The sequence below is a fragment of the Pseudomonas sp. EYE_354 genome, assembly GCF_023148575.1.
Classification (GTDB): domain Bacteria; phylum Pseudomonadota; class Gammaproteobacteria; order Pseudomonadales; family Pseudomonadaceae; genus Aquipseudomonas.
Genome location: NZ_JAHXNQ010000028.1, coordinates 1 through 23628, shown reverse-complemented (window position 1 = coordinate 23628; position 23628 = coordinate 1). Strand labels below are relative to the sequence as shown.

Below are 23628 nucleotides of genomic sequence, written 5' to 3'. Positions count from 1 at the left end.
CGTTCGAGTCCAGGTGATCGTCATGTGGTGGAGCAAAGGCAAATCGCGGGTAACCGAGGGTACACAGGCCCTGGCATCGCCAATGATCATGTTCCTGGAGCCGCGAATGCTGTTCGACGGCGCGGTGGCGGCAACGGTGGCCGATGCCGCGCAGCCGGATGCCCAACCCACGGCCGAAGCGGCCAAGCCTGCCACCACCGACCAGCCGGCAGACACGCACGCGCCCCAGGGCCAGGTCGATGCGACCCAGGCGGCGGTACCGGGCAAGAGCGTGTTGTTCATCGATTCCAGAGTCAAGGATTCCGCCAGCCTGCTCGAAGGCGTGGCGCCCGGTACCCAGGTGGTACAACTGGATGCGACCAGGGACGGTTTGCAGCAGATCGCCGATTACCTGGACAGCCACCAGGGCGTGAGCTCGGTGCAGATCATCGCCCACGGTAATGCCGGCGATCTGTGGCTGGGCAACAGTTACCTGTCGGCGGATAACGTGCAGGCTCGCGGCGATGTGCTGGCGCGGATCGGTCAGGACATGAACGTCGGCGGCGATATCCTGATCTATGGCTGCTACACCGCCGAAGGCGAGCGTGGCCAGAGCCTGGTGGATTCATTGGCGCACTTGACCGGCCGCGATGTGGCAGCGTCAACCGACCGCACCGGCCTGGGCGGCGACTGGGATCTGGAAATCGCCACTGGCAACATCGAAAGCGCCAACGTGCTGTCGGCCAGTGCCATGAGCGAGTATCAATGGGGCCTGGCCACCTGGACCGCCACCAACAACCTCAACAGCGGCGTGGGCTCCCTGCGTGCGGCGCTGTTGTCCGCGCAGAACGGCGACATTGTCACGTTCAATAGCACCATGACCGTCGCCTTGACCCAGGTGCTGGTGGTCGACAAGAACATCACCATCGACGGCGACCTCAATAACGACAACGTGGCCGACGTGACGCTCGACGGCCAGTACCGCACCCAGATCCTGCAAGTGACATCCGGCACCACGGCCACCCTCGATGGCCTGGTGATTACTCGAGGCATGGCGGCCGGCAATGGCGGTAATGGCGGCGACGATGCGCTGGTGTCCCAGGGCGGCGGTATCTACAACGCGGGCACCTTGACCCTGAGAAACGTCACGGTGACCGCCAACGCCGCGTCGGGCGGTGGTGGTGGCGGCGGCGTAACGCCGCAATACGCCGGTGGTGGCGGTGGTGGCGGCGGCGCGATCACAGGCGGTACCGGTGGCAAGGGCGGCGATACGCTCAACTCCACGGGCGGCAATGGTACTGCGGGGCAGGGCGGCGCGGGTGGCGGCTTCTTCAACATTGGCGGGCGTGGCGGTTCCACCACGGGTGGCGCGGGCGGTGCGGCGTATCCGGGCTACAGCACCGGTTCGGCGGGGGGGACGGCCAGCAGTGGCGGATTGTCCATCGGCGGTGGCGGCGGCGGTGACGGGTATGACGACATCGGCGGTGCCGGTGGCGGCGCCGTGGGGGGTATCTACAACGATACCGGCGCGACCCTGCGGATCATCGGCAACTCGACCATTTCCAACAACGTCGGCGCCGGCGGTGGTGGTGGCGGCGGCGGGGCTGGCGGCAGCTATCTTCAGGCGGGCGGTGCGGGTGGTGTCGGTGTCGGCGCCATCTGGAACAAAGGCTCGATCCTGATGACCGCCGCCAACTTCGCCGCACTGGCCGGCAACGTTGGCGGCAGTGGTGTGGGGGGGACCAGTGCGGGCACCGCAGGTGTTTCGCCTGCGTCGGTGGCCAACATCTACGGCAACGGCGGCACCCTCAACACTAATTATGTGCCGGACGAGACGCCGCCCACGGCTACCGTTGTGGTGGCCAATACCAACCTCAACTCCGGCGGCACCTCGGCGGTGACCATCACCTTTTCCGAAGCCGTGACCGGCCTTACTGCGGCCGACCTGACCGTGCAGAACGGCAGCGTCGGCACCTTGACCAGTGGCGACGGTGGCATCACCTGGACCGGCACGTTGACGGCAGCCAGCAACATCGCCGACACCACCAACATCATCACCCTGAACAACACCGGCGTTGCCGACCTGGCCGGTAATGCCGGCGTGGGCAGCACCGACTCGAACAACTACATCGTCAACGATACCGTGGCGCCCACGGCGTCCATCGTGGTCAGCGACACTGCCCTCAGGATCGGCGAAACTTCGACGGTGACCATCACCTTCTCCGAGGCCGTTTCCGGCTTTACCGCGGCAGACCTGAACGTCGCCAACGGCTTGATCAGCGGTCTGAGCAGCAGCGACGGCGGCATCACCTGGACGGCCACGTTGACACCGGATGCGACGATCGCCGACGCCACCAATCTGATTGTCCTGAATAACACGGGCGTGGCGGACCTCAATGGCAATGCTGGCGTGGGGACGACCAGTTCCAACAACTACGCCGTTGACACGCAGCGCCCGACCGCCACCATCGTGGTGTCCGACACCGCGCTGCGCGTGGGTGAAACCTCTGGGGTGACCATCACCTTCACCGAGGCTGTGAGTGGTTTCACCACCGCCGACCTGACGGTCGCCAATGGCACGGTCACCGGCCTGAGCAGCAGCGACGGAGGTATCACCTGGACCGGGACGCTCACACCAAGTGCCAGCGTCAGCGACACCAGCAACCTGATCACCCTGGATAACACCGGCATTGCGGACTTGGCGGGCAATGCCGGCAGCGGCACCACCGACTCCAACAACTATGCCGTCGACACCCAGCGCCCGACCGCCTCCATCGTGGTGGCCGATACCGCGCTGCGCATCGGCGAAACATCGCAGGTGACCATCACCTTCAGCGAGGCCGTCACCGGTTTCACCCTGGCCGACCTGACGGTAGCCAATGGGATCCTGAGCGGGCTGAGCAGCAGCGACGGCGGTATCACCTGGACCGCGACGCTCACCCCGAGCGCCAGCGTCAGCGATGCCACCAACCTGATCATCCTGGCTAATACCGGCGTGGCTGACGCGGCGGGTAACAGCGGCAGCGGCACCACCAGCTCCAACAACTATGCGGTCGACACGCAGCGGCCGACCGCGAGCATCGTGGTGGCCGATAACGCGCTGAGCATCGGCGAAACCTCGCTGGTGACCATCACCTTCAACGAAGCGGTGACAGGCTTTACCATCGCCGACCTGACGGTCGCCAACGGCACGGTCACCGGTCTGAGCAGCGGCGACGGCGGCATTACCTGGACCGGAACGCTCACGCCAAGTGCCAGCATCAGCGACACCAGCAACCTGATCACCCTGGACAACACCGGCTTGACTGACGCGGCGGGCAACGCCGGCAGCGGCACCACCGATTCCAATAACTACGCCATCGACACCGGGCGCCCCACCGCTACCATCGTGGTTGCCGATACCGCCATTGCTGTTGGCGAAACATCGGTGGTGACCATCACCTTCAGCGAGCCTGTGACCGGTTTCAGCCTGGCCGACCTGAGCGTCACCAACGGCAGCCTGAGCGGCCTAAGCACCAGCGACAACATCACGTACACCGCGACCTTCACGCCATCGGCGGGCGTCAACGCTGCCACCAACCTGATCACCCTCAATAACACCGGCGTGATGGATGGTGCAGGCAACGTCGGCAGCGGCACCACCGACTCCAACAACTATGCCATCGACACGCAGCGCCCGACCGCCACCATCGTGGTCGCCGATACGGCGTTGAGCGTCGGTGAAACCTCACTGGTCACCATTACCTTCAGCGAAGCCGTGACCGGTTTCACCAACGCCGACCTGAGCATCGCCAACGGCACCTTGAGCGCGGTCAGCAGCAGCGACGGCGGCCTCACCTGGACGGCCACCTTCACGCCAGCCCTCGGGGTCAGCGACACGTCCAACGTCATCACCCTGAACAACACCGGCGTCAGCGATGCGGCGGGCAACACCGGGACCGGCACCACAGCCTCCAACAACTACCAGGTCGACACCAACGTGCCGACGGCGACCATTGTGATTGCCGACACCACGTTGAGCATCGGCGAGACGTCGTTGGTCACCGTGACCTTCAACTCGGCGGTCAGCGGGTTCGACAATTCGGATCTGACCGTCGTCAACGGCACACTCAGCACCCTGAGCAGCACCGACGGCGGCGTCACCTGGACAGCCACGTTCACCCCGAGCGTGAGCATCAGCGACACCACCAATGTGATCACCCTGGACAACACTGGCGTCGTCAACGGTGCGGGTAACGTCGGCGTGGGCACCACCGATTCGAACAACTACACCGTCGACACCGTACGCCCGACCGCGACCATCGTCGTGGCCGACACGGCCATTGCCGCCGGTGAGACCTCGCTGGTCACCATCACCTTCAGCGAGGCCGTGACGGCGTTCACCAGTGCCGACCTGACGGTGGCCAACGGCGTGATCTCGGCGCTGAGCAGCAGCGATGGCGGCATCACCTGGACCGCGACGTTCACGCCGGCCACGGGCGTCACGAACGCCAGCAATCTCATCACCCTCAACAGTGGCGGCATCACTGACCTGGGCGGCAACGCCAACATCGGCAGCACCGACTCCAACAATTACGCAGTGGACACCGAACGCCCTGCCGCAACGATCGTGCTGGCCGATTCCAGCCTCAGTGTCGGCGAAACCTCGTTGGTGACCATCACCTTCAGCGAAGCGGTGACCGGTTTCACCAACGCCGACCTGAGCGTGGCCAACGGCACCCTCAGCGCCGTCAGCAGCAGCGACGGCGGCCTGACCTGGACCGCGACCTTCACGCCGACTCTTGGCGTGCGCGACGCGACCAACCTGATCACCCTGGACAACGCCGGTGTGAGTGACGCGGCGGGCAACACTGGCGCCGGCACCACCAACTCGGCCAACTACGCCATCGACACGCGGGTGCCGACGGCGACCATCGTGGTGGCCGATACGTCCCTGAGCCTCGGCGAAACGTCCCTGGTGACCATCACCTTTAACGAGGCGGTGAGCGGTTTCGACAACGCCGACCTGAGCGTCAGCAACGGCACGTTGAGCAATGTTTCTTCCTCCGACGGCGGCCTGACCTGGACGGCCACCTTCACGCCGAGCGCGAGCATTGCCGACACCACCAACGTGATCAGCCTGGACAACACTGGTGTCGTCAATGTCTCGGGCAATAGCGGCGTGGGCACCACCGATTCGAACAACTACGCGGTCGATACCCAGCGTCCGACCGCGACGATCTCCGTGGCGGACAACAACTTGGGCATCGGGCAGACCACCACCGTGACCATCGCCTTCAGCGAGGCGGTCAGCGGTTTCGATCTGTCCGACCTGAGCGTGGCCAATGGCGTGTTGTCGTCCCTGGCCAGCAACGATGGCGGGAAGACCTGGACGGCCACGTTGACGCCGACGGCGGCCATCAGCGATGCCACCAACCTGATCGTGCTGGACGCCAGCCTGGTGAGTGATGCGGCGGGTAACGTCGGCGGCGGCATTGTGATCTCCAACAACTTTGCGATTGATGGTGATCAGCCGACCGCCACCATCAGCGTGGCCAACCCCAACCTGACGGTTGGACAGACCACCACGGTGACCTTCAGCTTCAGCGAAAAAGTCAGCGGCTTTGAGCTCGATGACCTCAGTGTGGCCAATGGCAGCTTGTCCAACCTGGCCAGCAGCGACGGCGGCAAAACCTGGACCGCAACACTCACGCCGACGGCGAATATCAACGACCCGAGCAACTTCATCACGCTGGACGCCAGCCTGGTCACGGACCTGGCGGGTAACACCGGCAGTGGTTTTGCCAACTCCAACAATTTTGCGATCAACACCATCGCGCTCACCGGCGATCCGTTGTTCCGCGTTCCCGTACCGGCTGCGCCCCTGGACGCGCCGAACCAGCCGTTGCAGCCGATCATCTTCGGCCCGCCGGGTGGCGACCTGGGCTCGCCCATTGGTTTCCCGCCCTTGTTCGAGCAGCGGGAAATGGGCGGGGGCTTGCCGCCTATCGGCAGCATCTTCATCAACAACGGCGTGTCGTCTCCGAGCTTTATCGCCCAAGTGTTCAGCACCGACGGCACCGACGGCAGCGGGGACGGCAGTGGCAATGGCTTCCTCGGCTTTGGTGGCGGGGATGGCGGGGTGTTTGGCTCAAGCACCCTGTCGGAGTTGTTCAACCGCGAAAACAGCGGCAGCGACAGCGGCTTCAAGGCGTTCGACAGCAAATCGATCAAGGGCAACGGCGATGCGAGCCAAGGCTTGCGTGGCGTGTTTGGCGCCCCGACCCTAGGCCAGCAACTGCAACAGATCAAGGACATGGAACAGCGTCAGGTCATGGACCTGGCAATCGCACTGAAGCAGGTCGGCATCAGCGAAATGCAGGCTTGAACGGATATTAATTTTGGCGCAGGAACAGGGGCAGTACAGGGATGAAGACAGGTCAAAAGTTGTTCGGCGCCAGCCTGCTGGCGCTGGCGATCAGCGGTTGTGCGGTCACCAGCGAACCGATTGAACGCAGCGTCAGTGAGCAGCGAGCCCGCAGCGATCTGCACGGCATGTACACGGATCAAGAGCCCCTCAGCGGCCCACTGACCCTGCACCAGGCCATGGCCCGAGCGGTGAAATACAACCTCGAAGGCCGCTTGAAGTTGATGGAGGAAGCGTTGGCCAAGCGGCAATCGGACCTTTCCAGCTTCGACATGCTGCCGCGCATGGCGCTGTCGGCAGGCTATGCCGGGCGTAACAACACCAATGCCTCCAGCAGCCAGAGCGTGCTCACCGGCACCCAGTCCCTGGAGCCGTCCACCTCCCAGGACCGCGACCGCCGCGTGGCGGACCTGACCATGGTGTGGAACGTGCTCGACTTCGGCGTCAGCTACATCAGCGCCAAGCAGCAGGGCGACCAGCGCCTGATCATTCAGGAACGCCGACGCAAAGTGATCAACACCATCGTCCAGGACGTGCGCTCGGCCTATTGGCGCGCCGTGGCGGCCGAACGTCTGCTGACCCAGATCGACAGCCTGATGGCGCGGGTCGACAAGGCACAGGTCGACAGCCAAAGCATGAGTGAGCAGCGTATCGGCGACCCGGTCCAGGCCCTCGGTTACCAGCGCTCGCTGATCGAAGCCACGCGCCAATTGCAGGAGCAACGCCGTGCGCTGTCCCTGGCCAAGACCGAGCTGGCCACCCTGATCAACCTGCCCATGGGCACCGACCTGAAACTGGCCACCCCGGACGACTACACGGTGCCGCAACTGAAGGTCAATTTGAGCAGCCTGGAACAGGAAGCCCTGGCCAACCGCCCGGAACTGCGTGAGCAGGACTACCAGACCCGCATCAGTGCTGCCGAAACCCGCAAAGCCATGCTGCGCCTGTTGCCGGGCCTGGAGTTTTCCGCCGGCGGGCACTACGACAGCAACTCGTTTCTGGTGGACAACCGTTGGGCTGACTACGGCGCCAAGATCACCTGGAACCTGTTCAACGTGATCTCCGCTCCGGCGGCCATCGACGTGGCCAAGGCCGGTGAAGAGGTCGCCACCGCGCGGCGCCAGGCCATGTCGATTGCCGTGCTGGCGCAAGTCTACGTCGCCAACGCCAACTATCAGGACGCCGTGCGCCAGTTCAAGACCAACGAACAACTGGCCAACATCGATGGGCAGATCCTCACCCAACTGCGCAACCGGCACCGAGCGGCGGGCCTGGGCGAACTGGACCTGATCCAGGGTGAACTCAACACCCTGCAAGCCGACCTGCGCCGCGACCTGGCCTACGCCGACCTGCGCAATGCCTACGGCCAAATCTTCGCCAGTGCCGGGCTCGACCCGTTGCCGGAGCAATTGGATTCTGACCGCGTGCAGACCATCGCCACGGCGCTGGCCAGCCGCGAATCGGCGTGGGCCGCGGGCAATATCGCCGCACCGGTGCCGCGTGTCGTTGCCCCCTAACCTGGTGGCGCCGACGGCGAGCATCACGCGCCTCAAGCGTGAGGCGCGTAATGGCCATCGCGGCATGGCGATCCTGCTTACCGGTTTGCCTGCCTCGGGTAAATCGACCCTGGCCCAGGGGCTGCACGCCGCACTGTTCGAACAAGGCCGGCAAAGCATCGTGCTCGACGGCGATGCCTTGCGTGGCGGGCTCAATAAAGACCTGGGCTTTGCCGACGGCGACCGCGAGGAAAACATCCGTCGCGCCAGCGAACTGGCGGCGCTGCTGGTGGCGAACGGGCAAATCGTGATCCTGGCGATGATTGCGCCCCTGGTGGAACTGCGTGCGGTGTTTGCCGATCGCCTGGGCACTGACTACCGCGAAGTGTGGTGCAACGCCTCCTTGGCGGTGTGCGAAGGGCGCGACCCCAAAGGACACTACGCCCGTGCGCGAAGGGGCGACTTGCCGGGATTCACCGGCGTCGGCTCACCCTACGAGCCGCCTGCAGATGCAGCGTTGATGCTGGACACCGGTGTGCTGTCGGCGCAGCAATGCGTCGAGCGCTTGCTGGCCTGGCTGGCGCCTGGGCTAGACTGCGCGGAATCGTCTTCTTAGGAGTCCGCCATGGAATCGCCTGTGCATAGCTTGCCGTCACTGTTCAAACAGCTGGGTTTGCCGGATGACCCGGTCAGCATCGAGCAGTTCGTCTCGGCCCATTCGCCGCTCAAGCCGGAGCTGCACCTGGCGGACGCGTTTTTCTGGACGAAAAGCCAGCAAGCGTTTTTGCGTGAGGAAGTCCTGGAGGATGCGGATTGGGCCGAAGTGGTCGATGAGTTGAATCTGATGTTGCGGGGTGGGCGAGGAGTGTAAAAAAATCTGTTGGAAATTGTGGTTTTGTAAAAAAAATGGTGAGCAGTAAAAAACATCTGGGCTCTAATCGGCTGAGTGATTTTTTTCTTGGGTACTGCGCCACCGTGGCGCGAACGCCTGAGTTGGAGGCGTTGTTGGCGCTCAATGTGCTGGTAGTGCCGGGCGGCGCAGCCGCCTCAATAAGACCTCCGCCGTGTGTCAGGATTAACCGAGGCGCAGGTTTACGGCTGCTGCGCAGCCCGGCGCTACCGGGAGCAAGCCCCTCCCACATTGGCCCTGCGCGGTCACCATTGAACCGTCCCACCCATCGCTAAATTGTTTCAAAACTTGACGCAATTCGATCTCTCCACCATATTGATAGTTAGCAAACTAACTGTATGCAAGCTATCCAATGCCCCAATCCCTCGAACAACTCCAGATGAACCTCAGCAGCAGCATGGTGGTGGGCGCCCGTCATTGGCGCAAAATCTGCCAGAACACGCTGGTGAGCTATGGCATCTCTGAAGCCTGCGCCGTGCCGCTGTTGATGATCGGCCGCCTGGGCGACGGGGTGCACCAAGTCAAAGTGGCCCAGGCCTCCGGCATGGAAAGCCCGTCACTGGTGCGCCTGTTGGATCAACTGTGCAGCGGCGGCTATGTGTGCCGCACCGAAGACGCCCACGACCGCCGCGCCAAGGCCTTGAGCCTCACCGAGCGTGGCCGTGAGCTGGTGCAGGCGGTGGAAGCGCAACTGGTGCGCCTGCGTCGTGAAGTGCTGGCCGATGTGGCGTACGCCGATATGGAAGCCGCGCTGCGTGTGCTGCGCGCTTTCGAGGCGGCAACGCTGTGAGCGGATTTTTTACCGGCTTCCCACCCGCCCGTGACTGGTTTTACGGTGTGCGCACCTTCGCCGCGTCGATGATCGCGTTGTACATCGCCATGCTCATGCAAATGCCGCGTCCGTACTGGGCGATGGCCACGGTGTATATCGTTTCCAGCCCGTTTGTCGGTCCCACCAGTTCCAAAGCGCTGTACCGCGCCATCGGTACCCTGATGGGCGCGGCGGCGGCGGTATTGTTTGTGCCGATGTTCGTGCAGTCGCCCTACATTTTGGTGGTGGTAATTGCGTTGTGGACCGGCACGTTGCTGTTCCTTTCCATGCACCTGCGCACCGCCAACAACTACGCGCTGATGCTGGCCGGGTATACCTTGCCGCTGATCGCCCTGCCGGTGGTGGATAACCCCCTGGCGGTGTGGGACGTGGCCGAAGCACGCACCGAAGAGATCTTCCTCGGCATCGCGGTGGCCGCCGTGGTGGGCGCGATGTTCTGGCCGCGCCGCCTGATGCCGGTGTTCGACGGCTCGGTGGCCAAGTGGTTTGCCGATGCCCAGGTCTACAGCCAGCGCTTTTTGACCCGCAACGTGCAGCCCGAAGAAGTCAGCACCCTGCGCAGCGGTATGGTTGCGACCTTCAACACCCTCGAATTGATGATCGGCCAGTTGCCCCACGAAGGCGCGCGGCCGCAGACAGTGCGCAACACCAAGGAACTGCGCGGACGGATGATTCACCTGCTGCCAGTGGTGGATGCCCTCGACGATGCGCTGTACGCCATCGAACACCGGGCGCCGCAGTTTCTCGAGCAGCTCACGCCGCTGCTGGACGCCACCCGGCAGTGGCTGGAAAGCACGACCGAAAGCGCGCCGCTGGAACGTTGGCGTGCCCTGCGTGACCAGGTCGACGCGCTCCAGCCCCACGGCGACGCGCTGGACGACCGCCACACTTTGCTGTTTTCCAACGCGCTGTACCGCCTGGGCGAGTGGATCGATTTGTGGCAAGACTGCCGCAGCCTGCAAGCGGCCATTCAGTGCGAGAGCCAGGACACCTGGCGCGCGGTCTACCGTCACTGGCGCCTGGGCCGGCTTACGCCGTTCCTCGACCGTGGCCTGATGTTCTACTCGGCGTTCTCCACCGTCACGGCGATCATCGTCGCCTCCGTGCTGTGGATTCTGCTGGGCTGGACCGACGGCGGCAGCGCAGTGATTCTGGCGGCGGTGGCGTGCAGCTTTTTCGCATCGATGGACGACCCGGCGCCGCAGATCTACCGGTTCTTTTTCTGGACCGCGATGTCGGTGCTGTTCGCCAGCCTGTACCTGTTTCTGGTCCTGCCCAACCTGCACGATTTCCCGATGCTGGTGCTGGCGTTCGCCGTGCCGTTCATCTGCATCGGCACCCTCACCGTGCAGCCGCGGTTCTACCTGGGCATGTTGCTGACGCTGGTGAACACGTCGTCATTCATCAGCATCCAGGGTGCCTACGACGCGGACTTCCTCAACTTCGCCAACGTCAACCTGGCCGGCCCGGTGGGTCTGCTGTTTGCGTTTGTGTGGACGCTGGTCGCGCGGCCTTTCGGCGCCGAATTCGCCGCCAGGCGCCTGACCCGCTTCAGTTGGCGCGACATCGTCGGGCTCAGCGAGCCCGCCACCCTGGCCGAGCACCGGCACCTGGCTGTGCAAATGCTCGACCGTTTGATGCAGCACCTGCCGCGCCTGGCCCTCACCGGCCAGGACACCGGCAGCGCACTGCGCGACTTGCGCGTGGCGCTGAACCTGCTCGACCTGTTGGCCTACTCGCCGCGCATCCTCGGCGTGCCTCGGGTGTTGCTCAACCAAGTGGTCGAAGGCGTCGGCGCTTACTACAAGGCCTGCCTTAAGGCCGGTGAACGCCTGCCCGCGCCCAGCGGTCTGCTGATGACCCTCGACCGCACGCGCCGCGCCCTCAACGGCCAGGGCTTGCAGGACGAAGACGATACCCGCCTGCACCTGTTGCACGCCCTGGCCGGCCTGCGCCTGGCGCTGTTGCCTGGCGTCGAATTTATTGGCGGCAGCGAACTGCAGGCGCCGCTGCCTGATGGAGCGCCTTTATGATCGGTGATCTGGATATCAGCGGGGTGTTCCTGCCCACGCTGCTGGTGCTGATGGGCATTACGTATGTGTTGTTTCTGGTGGTGCACGGGTTGTTGACGCGCATGCACTTCTATCGCCTGGTCTGGCACCGGGCATTGTTCAATGTGGGGCTCTACGCGCTGTTGCTGGGTGCGGTGGACTCACTCAGTCGATACCTGATGACATGAAAAAACCTTTTTTGACCATCGGCCGTGTAGTCCTGACGTTGTTGATCGTGAGCTTCGCGGTCGTCGTTGTGTGGCGCATGGTCATGTACTACATGTTTGCGCCCTGGACCCGCGACGGGCACATCCGTGCCGATATCGTGCAGATCGCCCCGGACGTGTCCGGGCTGATCCAGCGAGTGGACGTGCGCGACAACCAGTTGGTGAGCAAGGGTCAGGTGCTGTTTGCCGTCGACCAGGACCGCTTCAAGCTGGCCCTGCGTCAAGCCCAGGCCGCCGTGGCCGACCGCCAGGAAACCCTGGCCCAGGCCCAGCGCGAGTACAAGCGCAACCGTGGCCTGGGTAACCTGGTGCCCAGTGAGCAACTGGAAGAAAGCCAGTCCCGCGTGGCCCGCGCCCAGTCCGCGCTGGCCGAGGCCCAAGTGACGGTGGATGCGGCGCAATTGAACCTGGACCGCTCGGTGATCCGCAGCCCGGTGGACGGCTACGTCAACGACCGTGCGCCGCGCACCCAGGAGTTCGTGACCGCAGGTCGCCCGGTGCTGTCGGTAGTGGACAGCAACTCCTTCCACATTGACGGTTACTTCGAGGAGACCAAGCTCGACGGTATCCACGTCGGCATGGCGGTGGACATCCGCGTGATCGGCGACAACGCCCGCCTGCGCGGCCATGTGCAGAGCATCGTCGCCGGCATCGAAGACCGCGACCGCAGCAGCGGCTCCAACCTGCTGCCCAACGTCAACCCGGCGTTCAGCTGGGTGCGTCTGGCCCAGCGAATTCCGGTGCGCATTGCCTTTGACGACGTGCCGGCGGATTTCCGCATGATCGCCGGGCGCACGGCCACGGTGTCGATCATTGGCGATAAACCCGATCACGGAGCCCGGCCATGAAGCAGCTGTTGACCACGGTCGCACTGGGGTTGCTGCTGTCGGCGTGTCAAGTGGTCGGCCCGGATTACCAGGTGCCGGACAAGGCCGCCGTCAACCGTAGCGACCTGCAAGGCCAACTGCCCGTGGACGGCAAAAACGTGGTGTCCGCGCCCGTGCCTGGCGACTGGTGGAAGTTGTACCAAGACCCGCGCCTGGATGAGCTGGTGCGCCAGGCCATGGCCTCCAACACCGACCTGCGCGTGGCCGCCGCCAACCTGCAGCGCGCGCGTTACCAGACCCAACAGGCGCAATCCGCCGGTGGCTGGAGTGCGGGCGTCAAGGCCGAGGCGCAGCGCCTGCAGGAGTCCGGCGAAGCGTTCCTGCTGGCGGACAAAGTCCCGGTCGACAACATCGGCAGTGTGGGCATCACCACCTCGTATCAATTTGACCTGTTCGGTACCCTGCAACGCGGCATCGAAAGCGCCCAGGCCAGCGCCGATGCGGCCCAGGCTGCGGCCGATATCGCGCGCATCACCCTGGTGGCGGATGTGGTGCGCTCCTACACCCAGGTCTGCGCAGCCAACGAAGAGCTGGCGATTGCCAATGAGTCTCTGGAACTGCAAGCCCAAAGCACCCGGCTGACCCAGCGCCTGCGCGACGCCGGGCGGGGTGATGAAACCCAGGTCACCCGCTCGCAGACCCAATACAAATCCTTGCGCGCCGACATGCCGCGCTACCAGGCGGCGCGCCAGGCGGGACTGTTCCGCCTGTCGATGCTGCTGGCCAAGCCGGTGGACCAACTGCCGGCGGGCACCGGCAACTGCGCCGAGCTGCCGCACATCGCCCAACTGTTGCCGGTGGGCGATGGCGCGGCGCTGCTCAAGCGCCGCCCCGACGTGCGCCAGGCCGAACGCCAATTGGCGGCCGCCACCGCACGGATCGGCGTCGCCACCGGCGCCTTGTACCCGGACATCGCCATCGGCGCCACGGTGGGCACCGTCGGCCTGCTCGACAACCTCGGCCAGCCGGCCACCAACCGCTGGGGCTTTGGCCCGATGATCAGCTGGACCGTGCCGACCAATGGCGCCCGTGCGCGCATCCACGAAGCCGAGGCCGCGACCCAGGGCGCCCTGGCGCATTTTGACGGGGTGGTGCTCAACGCCATCCGCGAAACCCAGACCGGCCTTGCCCAGTACACCGCCATGTTGCAGCGCCGTGACGCACTGGCCGACGCCGAGCAATCGGCCCAACAAGCGGCGGACCAGACCCACCGGTTCTTCCAGGCCGGGCGCGAATCGTTCCTGGCCGACCTGCAAGCCACGCGCACCTACACCGCGATGCGCGCGCAATTGGCGGCGGCCAACACCCAGGTCGCCATGAGCCAGATCGACCTGTTCCTGGCCCTTGGCGGCGGTTGGGAAAGCGGACGAACGCACGCTGCGCCAGCCAGCAAACCCTGAGCGAATAGCTATGCTTTGACAGGCGGACCCGTGGTGGCCCGCCTGACACTGCTCGCGTTTGCTCATGGGGATTCCAATAATGAAAAACCCTTATGCTCCCGCTTTCTGGTGCGTGCTCTTCGCACTGGTGTTGTTATCGGCCGCGTATTTCTATGGCGTCATGCTCGCCCACCAGCTCGACAAGGCCATGGTGTTTCTCGACAGCGCCTGCCTGGTGATCGGCACCTTGTCCATCGGCGTCGTGGCGTGGGCCTCTTACCAAAATCAACGGGTCAAGAAAAAGCTCCTCGAGCAAGGCAAGACCCGTGTGGCGATCTGGGACACCAAGGTCGCGCTGCGCCGCGTCGAAACCGTGTTCGACCGGTATTTCTGGGGCAGCTACTGGCAGCCGGGGCGCACATTCCAGGAAGTGATGGGCGACCTGACCGGCACCCCCCTGGAAAAAAGCCTCGAAGTCCTGAAAAAACAGTGTGTCGTGCTCGATAAGCAGGTCGCCGATGGTAGGCATTGGCTGAATAACGCGCGGGAATTGTCCGACGTCGCCACCCAAATGGCCCGCGAACGCTACCAGCTGGATTTTTGCGATCCCAAGACGGACACCCCCGGCAACGCGGTGATCCACCGCGAGTTTGAGGTGCTGGTGTACACCTGGACGGCGCGCTTGAAGAGCTTTGATCACCAGCTCGATGAAATCGAGTTGGAGTATTCGTGAACTACTCCTGAACGGATCCCTCTGAAAGGCTGGGCCGTTTGTGGCCGCCAGTGCTAATCTTCCCCCCGCTTTCGGCGGGCTTGAGCCAACCCCTACAGGGTTCAAGGAAGAAAGCCCACTTCTCACAGGATTTGATCAGGTCACTTCATGAATAAGCCAGCAGTCGTTCTTTTGGGTTTTGTTGTCGCCGTTGGCGTCGTCAGTGCAGGCGGCGCCTGGTACACCGGTAAACAACTGGAACCGGTGCTGCAAACCGCGATCCAGAACGCCAACAAGGAACTGCAGACCTCCATGGCCGGCGTCGATGGCACCGTGGCCCTGGAGCTGGTCTCCCTGGACCGTGGCGTGTTCAGCAGCACCGCGCACTATCGCCTGAAGGGCCAAGGCTCGGTGTTCGGCGCAGAAAACCCCAATCCCGAACTGCTGTTCGTCGACCATATCGAGCACGGCCCGCTGCCGTTCTCGCGTCTGGTGACGCTCAAATGGCTGCCGGTCATGGCCACCAGTCACTACGAACTGGAAAAGAACCCCACCACCGAGAAGTGGTTCGCCGCCGCCAAAGACGTGTCGCCGCTCAAAGGCGTGGCCAATATCGGTTACACCCGTTCGGTCAGCGGCAACGTCGAGCTGTTGCCGCTGGAGTTCAAGGACGACACCTCGTCGGTGAGCTTCTCCGGCGCCAACATGAATTTCGACGGCACCGCCGAAGGCCAGAAGGTCAAGGCCGATGGCTTTATGAACAGCCTCAAGGTCGCGGCAGTGGATGCAAAGGGTGAACACTTCGAAGCCGAACTGGCTGGCCTGACCATCGCCAGCAACCTGGAAAAATCCACCTTCGGGTTTTACACCGGGCAAAACACCATTGAGCTGACCAACAGCAAGTTCACGTTCGGCCCGCAGAAAGCCGTGCTGACCGTCAAAGGCTTCGAGCAAAAAGACACCAGCGAAACCAAGGACAACAACCTGGCCGGCCGTGTCGACTACAAAATCGACGAGATCGGTTACCAGGGCAAACCCGTTGGGTCGGCCGCCATGGCCCTGAGCATGAAGAACGTCGACATCCCGGCCATGCTGGTGCTGACCAAGCTCTATCAGGACAAGATGCAGCCGGTGCAAGCCGCCGCTGCGGCAGGCGAACCGGTTCCTGAACTGCAATTGACCGAAGCCGAGCAAGCCCTGGCCGAAGCCAACGTCAACCAGGTACTGGCGGCCAAGCCGCAGGTGGCATTGGAAAACCTCTCGCTGAAAACCACCCACGGCGAAAGCAAATTCAACCTGCTGGTGGACCTGGCCAAGCCGGCGTCCATGGAACTGCCCCCGGTTGAACTGGGCAAGCAGATGATCGCGCTGCTGGATGCCAACCTGACGCTGTCCAAACCGATGATTGCCGATGTGTCCGCGCTGCAAGCGCAACTGGGTGGTGTGACCGACCCTAAAGCGATCGAGCAGCAGTCGCAGATGGCCGCCGAGATGGTCAGCGGCATGGCGGTGGGTACTCAGTTGGCGACCTTGGTCGGCAGCGACGTGGTGTCCAAACTGCACTACGCCAACAATGAAGTGACGTTCAACGGCCAGAAGATGACGGTTGAGCAGTTCATTGGATTTGTCATGGCCAAAGTGGGAGCGGTGAGCGGCGCGCAGTAACTATTTTGCCATCAAGCAAAAATAAATAGTGTGGGAGCGGGCGGGGCCCGCGACAGAGGTCAAACGGCTGGCGTTGAAGCCGCCGGATACCGCGCTGTCGCAGGCAAGTCCGCTCCCACATTCACCTTTCCAGAATCTGCCGCAATTCTGAACAATTGTTCTGAATCGGACTTCTTCCTACTCTCCTAAGGGATAGTTCCTACAGGAAAGCTAGGTCGGGTCATTAGACGCCGGCACCCTGCAGCCATTCGCTCAGGACCACCTATCGTTACAGCTTTCCTTGTGTAAGGAAGCTCACGATATGTTGCGAAACCTACCACTCAGTGCATCAGGCCGGTTGCGACTGCTTATCGGCGCAGCCTTATGCGGCCAATTGCTGATGCCCACTTTCGCCATGGCCGATCCGGCCTATGACGCGCTGATTATTCAGGCGCGCAACGGCAACTTCACCCCTGCACTGACCCAATTGCGCCAGCTGTCCGACGAACGCCAGACGCCAGGCCAGGTCAGCGATCACCTGGTGATTGCCGGTTGGGCCGGCCAGGACGCCGAAGTGCTGAAGGTGTACGAGGCCCAGGGTAAACATCGCAACCTCAGTACCCAGGCGCTCGCCACGGTGGCGCGTACCTATCGCAACGGCAAGCAGTGGGCCCAGGCCGAGGCGGTCTATCGCCAGGCACTGCTGCGTGAGCCCAACAACATCGACCTGCAACTGGGCCTGGCCCTGACCCAGGCCGACGGCGGCAAGGCCAGCGAAGCCGTGCAACGCACCCGCGCGCTGGTCGCCGCCAAGCCTGATGACCCCAACCGACGCATGGCCCTGGGCTACGCCCTGACCCGTGCCGGCTTGAACTACGACGCGCTGTTTGAGTTCGACCAGGCGTTTATCCGCGCCGGCGACAAACCGGAGGTCGCCCGCGAATACATCATCGCCCTGCAAAAGGCGCGGATGCCGGAACCCGCGTTGCGCCTGTCGGCCCAGCGTCCCGGCCTGCTCGACCCGGTGACCCAGCGCCGCCTGGAAGGCGACCTCGCCGCCGAGCGCGTGCGCATGGCCGAGTTCGCCACGCGCAGCGAGAAAGACCGCTATGTGATTGCCGACCGGGCCCTGACCGATTACGACAGGCTGATCGCCCACTGGACCCCCGACGCCACCGCCCATGATGACGTGGTGCGCTGGCGCATCGACCGCCTCGGCGCGCTCAAGGCACGGGCGCGTACCGCCGAGGTGATCCGCGAATACGAAACCCTCAAAGGCGAAGGCGTGCAGTTGCCGACCTACGCCGTGCGTTGGGTGGCTGCGTCTTACCTCGACCAGCGTCAGCCGGAAAAAGCCGAGCCGCTGTATCGCCAGGCCCTGAGCGCCACCGACGCCGAGCCGGATGATCGGGTCGAAGACACCACCGCCTTGTTCTACACCTTGCAGGAAAGCGACAAAGGCGAGGACGCCAACGACGTTGCCAAGGGCCTGGCCAACAGTCAGAAACCTCGGGTCGAGCTCAAGGGTTTGCCCGTCGGCAACCCCAACGATGCCTGGATGGACGCGCAACAACTGTCGGCCCAGGCCGGCGTATACGGCGGCGACCTGCCGGGCAGCGAAGCGGGCCTGGAAGCCTTGGTAGCAAAAGCCCCAGGCAACGTCGGCCTGCGCCTGGCCCAGGCCGATATGTACCGCGCCCGCGACCTGCCACGGCGTGCCGAAGGCATTCTCAAGGAAACCGAAGCCCAGGCCCCGCGTGACATCGGCCTGGAAGTCAGCCAGGCCTACACCGCCATGGACCTGCAGGAGTGGCGCCAGCTCGACGTGCTCACCGATGACGTGGTCGCCCGCAACCCCGACAGCCGCCAGGTGCAGCGCCTGAACCGCCTGCGCGATGTGCATGACATGGCCGAGCTGCGCGTCGAAGCCTACACCGGTAAAAGCTTCGGTGGCGGCAGTGACAACGAGGCCGGCGCCGTTTCCGGCAGCCGCGACTGGGGCATCGAAAGCCGTCTCTACACGCCGCCCATCGACGAAGACTGGCGCCTGTTCGCCGGTGCTGGCTATGCCACCGCCGACTTCGAGGAAGGTACCGGCCACCATCGTTGGCAGGTTGTCGGCGTGGAGCGGCGCACCCGTGACATGACCCTCGAAGCCGAGGTGTCCAACCATGCCTACGGCAATGGCACCAAGCAAGGCGCCGCCGTATCGATCGCCCGCGACATCAACGACAACTGGCAATACGGCGGCAGCCTCGGCTACCTGCTGAGCACCACGCCGTTGCGCGCGCTGAATGCCGACATCACGGCCAACGGCGGCAGCGGTTTTATCCGCTGGCGCGCCAACGAAAGCCGCGAATGGAAACTGACCCTCAGCCCCTCCCACTTCAGCGACGGCAACGACCGCCTCGAAGCCTTGCTCAGCGGCCGCGAAGGCCTCTACAGCTCGCCGAAAGTGCAAGTGGACCTGGGCCTGGAAGTCGGCGCCAGCCGCAACAGCAAGGAAGACGCGGTGTACTTCAATCCGAAGTCGGATTTCACCGTGTTGCCGGTGCTCAACATCAACCACGTGCTCTATCACCGCTACGAGACCCAGTGGAGTCAGCAGTTCCAGGTCGGTGCCGGTACCTACAGCCAGCGCGATTACTCCACCGGCGGCATGGCGTTGGTCGGCTACGGCCAGCGCTTTCGCTGGAACGATGTACTGGACGCCGGCGCCAACCTGAGCCTGATCAGCCGACCTTATGACGGTGATCGCGAACGCGATCTGCGCCTGCTCGTCGACCTCACTTACCGTTTCTAAAAGAGCCTGACCATGACCTTCCTCAGCCGTTGCTTGTTGGTTCTGGGTGTATTGCTGGCCAGTGCCTGCGCCCAGCAACCCGCCCCTTTCACTCCACCCGCCGAGCGGCCGACCCCGGCCAGCGAACAGGCGTGGCCAAACAATCATTTCCTGGGCATTGCCTACCACGACGTCTCGGACCGCGACCCCGACCAGGCGGTGGTGGCGGTGCGCACCGAACGGTTGATCGAACAACTGGCCTGGCTGCGCGAGAACGGCTACCAGGCGGTCAGCGTCGACCAGATCCTCGCCGCGCGCAGTGGCGGACCCGCGCTGCCGCCCAAGGCCGTCATGCTCAGCTTTGACGACGGCTATTCGAGCTTCTACACCCGTGTGATGCCGATCCTGCGCGCCTATCGCTGGCCGGCCTTGCTGGCGCCGGTGGGCAGCTGGATCGACACGCCGCTTAACCAACCGGTGGACTTTGCCGGCTCACCACGGCCGCGTGGCGAGTTCCTGACCTGGCAGCAGATCCGCGAAGTGTCGCAGTCGGGCCTGGTGGAAATCGCCGCGCACACCGATGCCAATCACAAAGGCATCCTGGCCAACCCCCAGGGCAATCTCGAGCCGGCCGCCACGTCCCTGCGCTTTGACCCGGCCACCGGGCGTTACGAAACCCAGGCGCAGTTCGATGCGCGGCTGCGTGCCGATGTCGCGGCCATCTCCAACAAGATCCAAACCGTGACCGGCAAAAAACCCCGGGTGTGGGTATGGCCCTACGGCGCTGCCAAAGGCACTTCGTTGGCGATCGTCGGCGAGCAGGGCTACCAAATGGCCCTGACCCTGGAGGACGGCCTCGACAGCTCCACGGACTTGATGAACAGCCCACGCTTCCTGGTGGCCTCCGACCCGGACGGCGAGCATTTCGCCAACAGCATCGTCGCCGTGCAAACCCCGGTGCCGATGCGCGTGCTGCATGTGGACCTGGACAACGTGTACGACCCGGACCCTGCCCAACAGGCGCGCAACCTCGACCAATTGGTACAGCGCGTGGTGGACATGGGCGCCGGTACGGTGTTCCTGCAAGCCTTCGCCGACCCCAAGGGCGACGGCCTGGTGCACTCGCTGTACTTCCCCAACCGCCACTTGCCGGTGCGCGCCGACCTGTTCAACCGCGTCGCCTGGCAGTTGCACACCCGTGCCCATGCATCGGTGTATGCGTGGATGCCGGTGCTGAGCTTCGCCCTCGACCCCAAGCTGCCTCGCGTCACGCGCTGGGACCCGGAAACCGGAAAGGTGGGCATCGACCCGGATCAATACAAACGCCTGTCGCCGTTCGACCCGCAGGTGCGCAAAATCATTGGCGAGCTCTATGAGGACCTGGCGCGCAACAGTGCGATCGACGGTGTGCTGTACCACGATGACGCGGTGTTCTCCGACTTCGAAGACGCCAGCCCCGCGGCGCTCAAGGCCTACGCGGCCAACGGCCTGCCGAACAGCATCGAAGCCCTGCGCGCCGACCCTGCGGTGATGCAGCGTTGGACGCGCTTCAAGAGCCGCTACCTGATCGACTTCACCAACGAGCTGACCGCCAAGGTCCGCGCCATCGCCGGGCCGCAGGTGCTGACCGCGCGCAACATCTTCGCCCAGCCGATGCTCAACCCGCAGAGCGAAGCCTGGTTCGCGCAGAACCTCGATGACTTCCTCCAGACCTACGACTGGACCGCGCCCATGGCCATGCCGCTGATGGAAGGCGAGACGTTCAAGAACTCCAATGCCTGGCTGGAAAAACTGGTGGCCACGGTCAAGGCCCGCCCCGGTGCCCTGCAGCGAACGGTGTTCGAGCTGCAAGCCAAGGACTGGCGTACCCCGGCAGCCCCCGACTTGTCCGCCGAGCAAATGGCTGAGTGGATGGGTGTGCTCAAGCGCCAGGGTGTCACGAGTTTTGGCTACTACCCGGACAACTTCCTGGAAAACTCCCCGGACCTGAAGACAGTGCGTCCGGCCCTTTCCAACCAATGGAATCCTTGACCATGTTTGACAGAATCCTGGCTTTATTCGTGCTGGCACTGGTATTGGGCGTGCCCCTGGGCCTGATCTTTCTGGTCACCGGGCAGTTCCTGATGGACTTCGTGTTTTTCTACCCACTGTTCATGTCGGCGTTGTGGATCGCGGGCGGCTTGTACTTCTGGCTGCACTGGGAGCGCCACTGGCCCTGGGAAGAAGACACCCCGGCGCCGACCCTGGCCGGCAACCCGCTGATCTCGATCATCATCCCTTGCTACAACGAAGGCGATAACGCCGCCGACACCATCCATGCGGCGCTGGGCCAGTTGTACCCGAACATCGAAGTGATCGCGGTCAACGACGGCTCCAAGGACAATACCGCTGCGGTGCTCGACGCCCTGGCACTGCAACACCCGCGTCTGCGCGTGCTGCATCTGGCGCAGAACCAGGGCAAGGCCGTGGCCTTGCGCATGGGCGCCGTGGCGTCGCGCAGCGAGTACCTGGTGTGCATCGACGGTGATGCGTTGCTCGACAAAAACGCGGCGGCCTATCTGGTCGCGCCGATGCTCGACAACCCACGTCTGGGCGCCGTCACCGGCAACCCCCGGATCCGCACACGCTCGACCTTGATTGGTCGGGTGCAGGTGGGTGAGTTCTCCTCGATCATCGGCCTGATCAAGCGCACCCAGCGCGTGTTCGGGCGGATCTTCACGGTGTCGGGTGTGGTGGTGGCGTTCCGTAAAAAGGCGCTGGACCGCATCGACTACTGGAGCACCGACATGATCACCGAGGACATCGACGTCAGTTGGAAGCTGCAGCTCGACCACTGGAGCATCTTCTACGAGCCGCGCGCGCTGTGCTGGATCCTTATGCCCGAAACGGTTGGTGGCCTGTGGAAACAACGTCTGCGTTGGGCCCAGGGCGGCGCCGAAGTGCTGTTCAAGAACATCCGCGGCATCTGGCAGTGGCGCCATCGCTACCTGTGGCCGCTGCTGTTCGAGTATTGCCTGTCCACCGGTTGGGCCTTCACGTTCATGCTCTCGGTGATTTTCTGGGGCGTGGGGAAATTCATCCCGCTGCCTCAAGCCATTGCCGTTGACTCTCTGATGCCGCCGGCGTTTACCGGGCTGGTACTGGCGATGGTGTGCCTGGTGCAGTTTGCGGTGAGCATCCTGATCGACCGTCGCTACGAGAAGGACCTGTGGAAAACCCTGTTCTGGACGGTGTGGTACCCGATGGTGTTCTGGCTGGTCAGCCTGTTTACCACGCTGGTGAGCTTCCCCAAGGTGCTGTTCAACCAGCACCAGAAACGCGCGCGTTGGGTCAGCCCGGATCGCGGTATCAAACCTGTTGAAGAGGAGGCGTGATCATGAAACTGGTCAGAACTCGCCAAAGTACCGTGATGTGGGTCATCGACGTGATCCTGACCTTGATGGCCTGGGCCGGACTGGTCTGGCTGTTGTGGCGCGGCATCTCCTCAATGCTCGGCACTCACGGTGGCCCGCGCCTCGACGCGCCGATCTTCGCGGCGCTCAACACCTTGCAGATCTACCTGTGGATCGCCGTGTTCAACGCCGTGATCCTCGTCTCCTGGGCGCGCTACCAGCAACGCAAAGGGCGCAAGTTCGCCCAGCGCCGCGCCGAGGCCAAGGCCCTCACCGACAAGAACCTGAGCGAGAGCTTCAGCCTCGCCGAGGGCGACCTTGAGCAACTGCGCCGTCCGGGCGTTCTGGTGATCCACAACGACGAAGACGGCGGCGTGTCGGAAGTCAAAGCCCATGTCTCGCGCGACGTGGAAAAGCCCGGCTTGAGCCTCGTGCCGGGCAAGGATCAGAGCAAAGACGCCAGCTAAGGAAATCCTGAAAAAGACTTCCTGATTTGGCAAAATTTCCGGACACCAATCGCCGAGCTTTTCAATGAAGCAAATGACCTTCGCCGATGCCGAGTACGCCGGTAAGCGCAAGCAGACCCGCAAGGAATTGTTTCTGATCGAGATGGATCGGGTCGTACCCTGGAAGGGTTTGATTGCCCTGATCGAACCTCATTACCCGACGGGCGAAGGGGGGCGTCCGGCCAATCCTTTGATGGCGATGCTGCGGGTTCATCTCATGCAGAACTGGTTCGGTTACAGCGATCCTGCGATGGAAGAAGCGCTGTACGAGACGACGATCTTGCGCCAGTTTTCAGGTCTGAGCCTGGAGCGGATCCCAGATGAAACTACCATCCTCAACTTCCGTCGCCTGCTGGAAAAGCACGAGTTGGCCGCTGGTATTCTCGGCGTGATCAATGGCTATCTGGGCGACCGTGGCTTGTCGC

At 63.6% G+C, this 23628-nt stretch carries 16 protein-coding genes; all 16 read left to right on the top strand.

Features of this window, described 5'->3' with window-relative positions; all coding sequences use genetic code 11:
* Positions 1–22: 22 nt before the first annotated feature.
* On the top strand, positions 23–6346 hold the full coding sequence (locus KZX66_RS25850) for an Ig-like domain-containing protein (RefSeq protein ID WP_248084038.1): 6324 nt from the start codon (positions 23–25) through the stop codon (positions 6344–6346).
* 41 nt (positions 6347–6387) lie between these two features.
* Complete coding sequence (locus KZX66_RS25845) at positions 6388–7902, top strand: TolC family protein (RefSeq protein ID WP_248084037.1); 1515 nt, start codon at positions 6388–6390, stop codon at positions 7900–7902.
* Complete coding sequence (gene cysC, locus KZX66_RS25840; RefSeq protein ID WP_248084036.1) at positions 7886–8497, top strand: adenylyl-sulfate kinase; 612 nt, start codon at positions 7886–7888, stop codon at positions 8495–8497. The genes KZX66_RS25845 and cysC overlap by 17 nt, the downstream gene beginning before the upstream one ends.
* 9 nt (positions 8498–8506) lie before the next feature.
* Positions 8507–8752, top strand: a complete 246-nt coding sequence (locus KZX66_RS25835; RefSeq protein ID WP_248084035.1) for a DUF2789 domain-containing protein — start codon at positions 8507–8509, stop codon at positions 8750–8752.
* Positions 8753–9170: 418 nt separating this feature from the next.
* Positions 9171–9581, top strand: a complete 411-nt coding sequence (locus KZX66_RS25830; RefSeq protein ID WP_248084059.1) for a MarR family transcriptional regulator — start codon at positions 9171–9173, stop codon at positions 9579–9581.
* Positions 9578–11656: an FUSC family protein gene (locus KZX66_RS25825; protein ID WP_248084034.1), complete on the top strand. Its 2079-nt coding sequence runs from the start codon at positions 9578–9580 to the stop codon at positions 11654–11656. Before KZX66_RS25830 ends, KZX66_RS25825 begins: the two co-directional genes overlap by 4 nt.
* Positions 11653–11862 (top strand): DUF1656 domain-containing protein, encoded by a 210-nt coding sequence (locus tag KZX66_RS25820; RefSeq protein ID WP_003187469.1) that lies wholly within the window; start codon positions 11653–11655, stop codon positions 11860–11862. The genes KZX66_RS25825 and KZX66_RS25820 overlap by 4 nt, the downstream gene beginning before the upstream one ends.
* Positions 11859–12749, top strand: coding sequence for an efflux RND transporter periplasmic adaptor subunit (locus KZX66_RS25815; protein ID WP_248084033.1), 891 nt, complete (start codon positions 11859–11861; stop codon positions 12747–12749). Before KZX66_RS25820 ends, KZX66_RS25815 begins: the two co-directional genes overlap by 4 nt.
* A complete protein-coding gene (locus KZX66_RS25810; RefSeq protein ID WP_248084032.1) occupies positions 12746–14188 on the top strand; it encodes an efflux transporter outer membrane subunit in 1443 nt (480 codons plus the stop codon). Before KZX66_RS25815 ends, KZX66_RS25810 begins: the two co-directional genes overlap by 4 nt.
* 79 nt (positions 14189–14267) lie before the next feature.
* Positions 14268–14900 carry an NADH:ubiquinone oxidoreductase subunit N gene (locus tag KZX66_RS25805; protein WP_248084031.1) on the top strand — a complete coding sequence of 211 codons (633 nt, stop codon included), beginning with the start codon at positions 14268–14270 and terminating at the stop codon, positions 14898–14900.
* Between the two features lie 147 nt (positions 14901–15047).
* Positions 15048–16544 carry a YdgA family protein gene (locus KZX66_RS25800; RefSeq protein ID WP_248084030.1) on the top strand — a complete coding sequence of 499 codons (1497 nt, stop codon included), beginning with the start codon at positions 15048–15050 and terminating at the stop codon, positions 16542–16544.
* A 301-nt stretch (positions 16545–16845) separates the two neighbouring features.
* Positions 16846–19326 (top strand): poly-beta-1,6 N-acetyl-D-glucosamine export porin PgaA, encoded by a 2481-nt coding sequence (gene pgaA / locus KZX66_RS25795; protein ID WP_248084029.1) that lies wholly within the window; start codon positions 16846–16848, stop codon positions 19324–19326.
* 12 nt (positions 19327–19338) lie between these two features.
* Entirely contained in the window at positions 19339–21336 is a 1998-nt protein-coding gene (gene pgaB, locus KZX66_RS25790) for a poly-beta-1,6-N-acetyl-D-glucosamine N-deacetylase PgaB (RefSeq protein ID WP_248084028.1), read from the top strand.
* A 2-nt stretch (positions 21337–21338) separates the two neighbouring features.
* The gene (gene pgaC, locus KZX66_RS25785) at positions 21339–22679 is read left to right on the top strand and encodes a poly-beta-1,6-N-acetyl-D-glucosamine synthase (protein ID WP_248084027.1); all 1341 of its coding nucleotides are present in this window, start codon (positions 21339–21341) and stop codon (positions 22677–22679) included.
* A gap of 2 nt (positions 22680–22681) precedes the next feature.
* Entirely contained in the window at positions 22682–23164 is a 483-nt protein-coding gene (gene pgaD / locus KZX66_RS25780; protein ID WP_248084026.1) for a poly-beta-1,6-N-acetyl-D-glucosamine biosynthesis protein PgaD, read from the top strand.
* A gap of 64 nt (positions 23165–23228) precedes the next feature.
* A partial coding sequence (locus tag KZX66_RS25775) for a transposase (RefSeq protein WP_248084025.1) occupies positions 23229–23628 on the top strand: 400 nt, incomplete at its 3' end.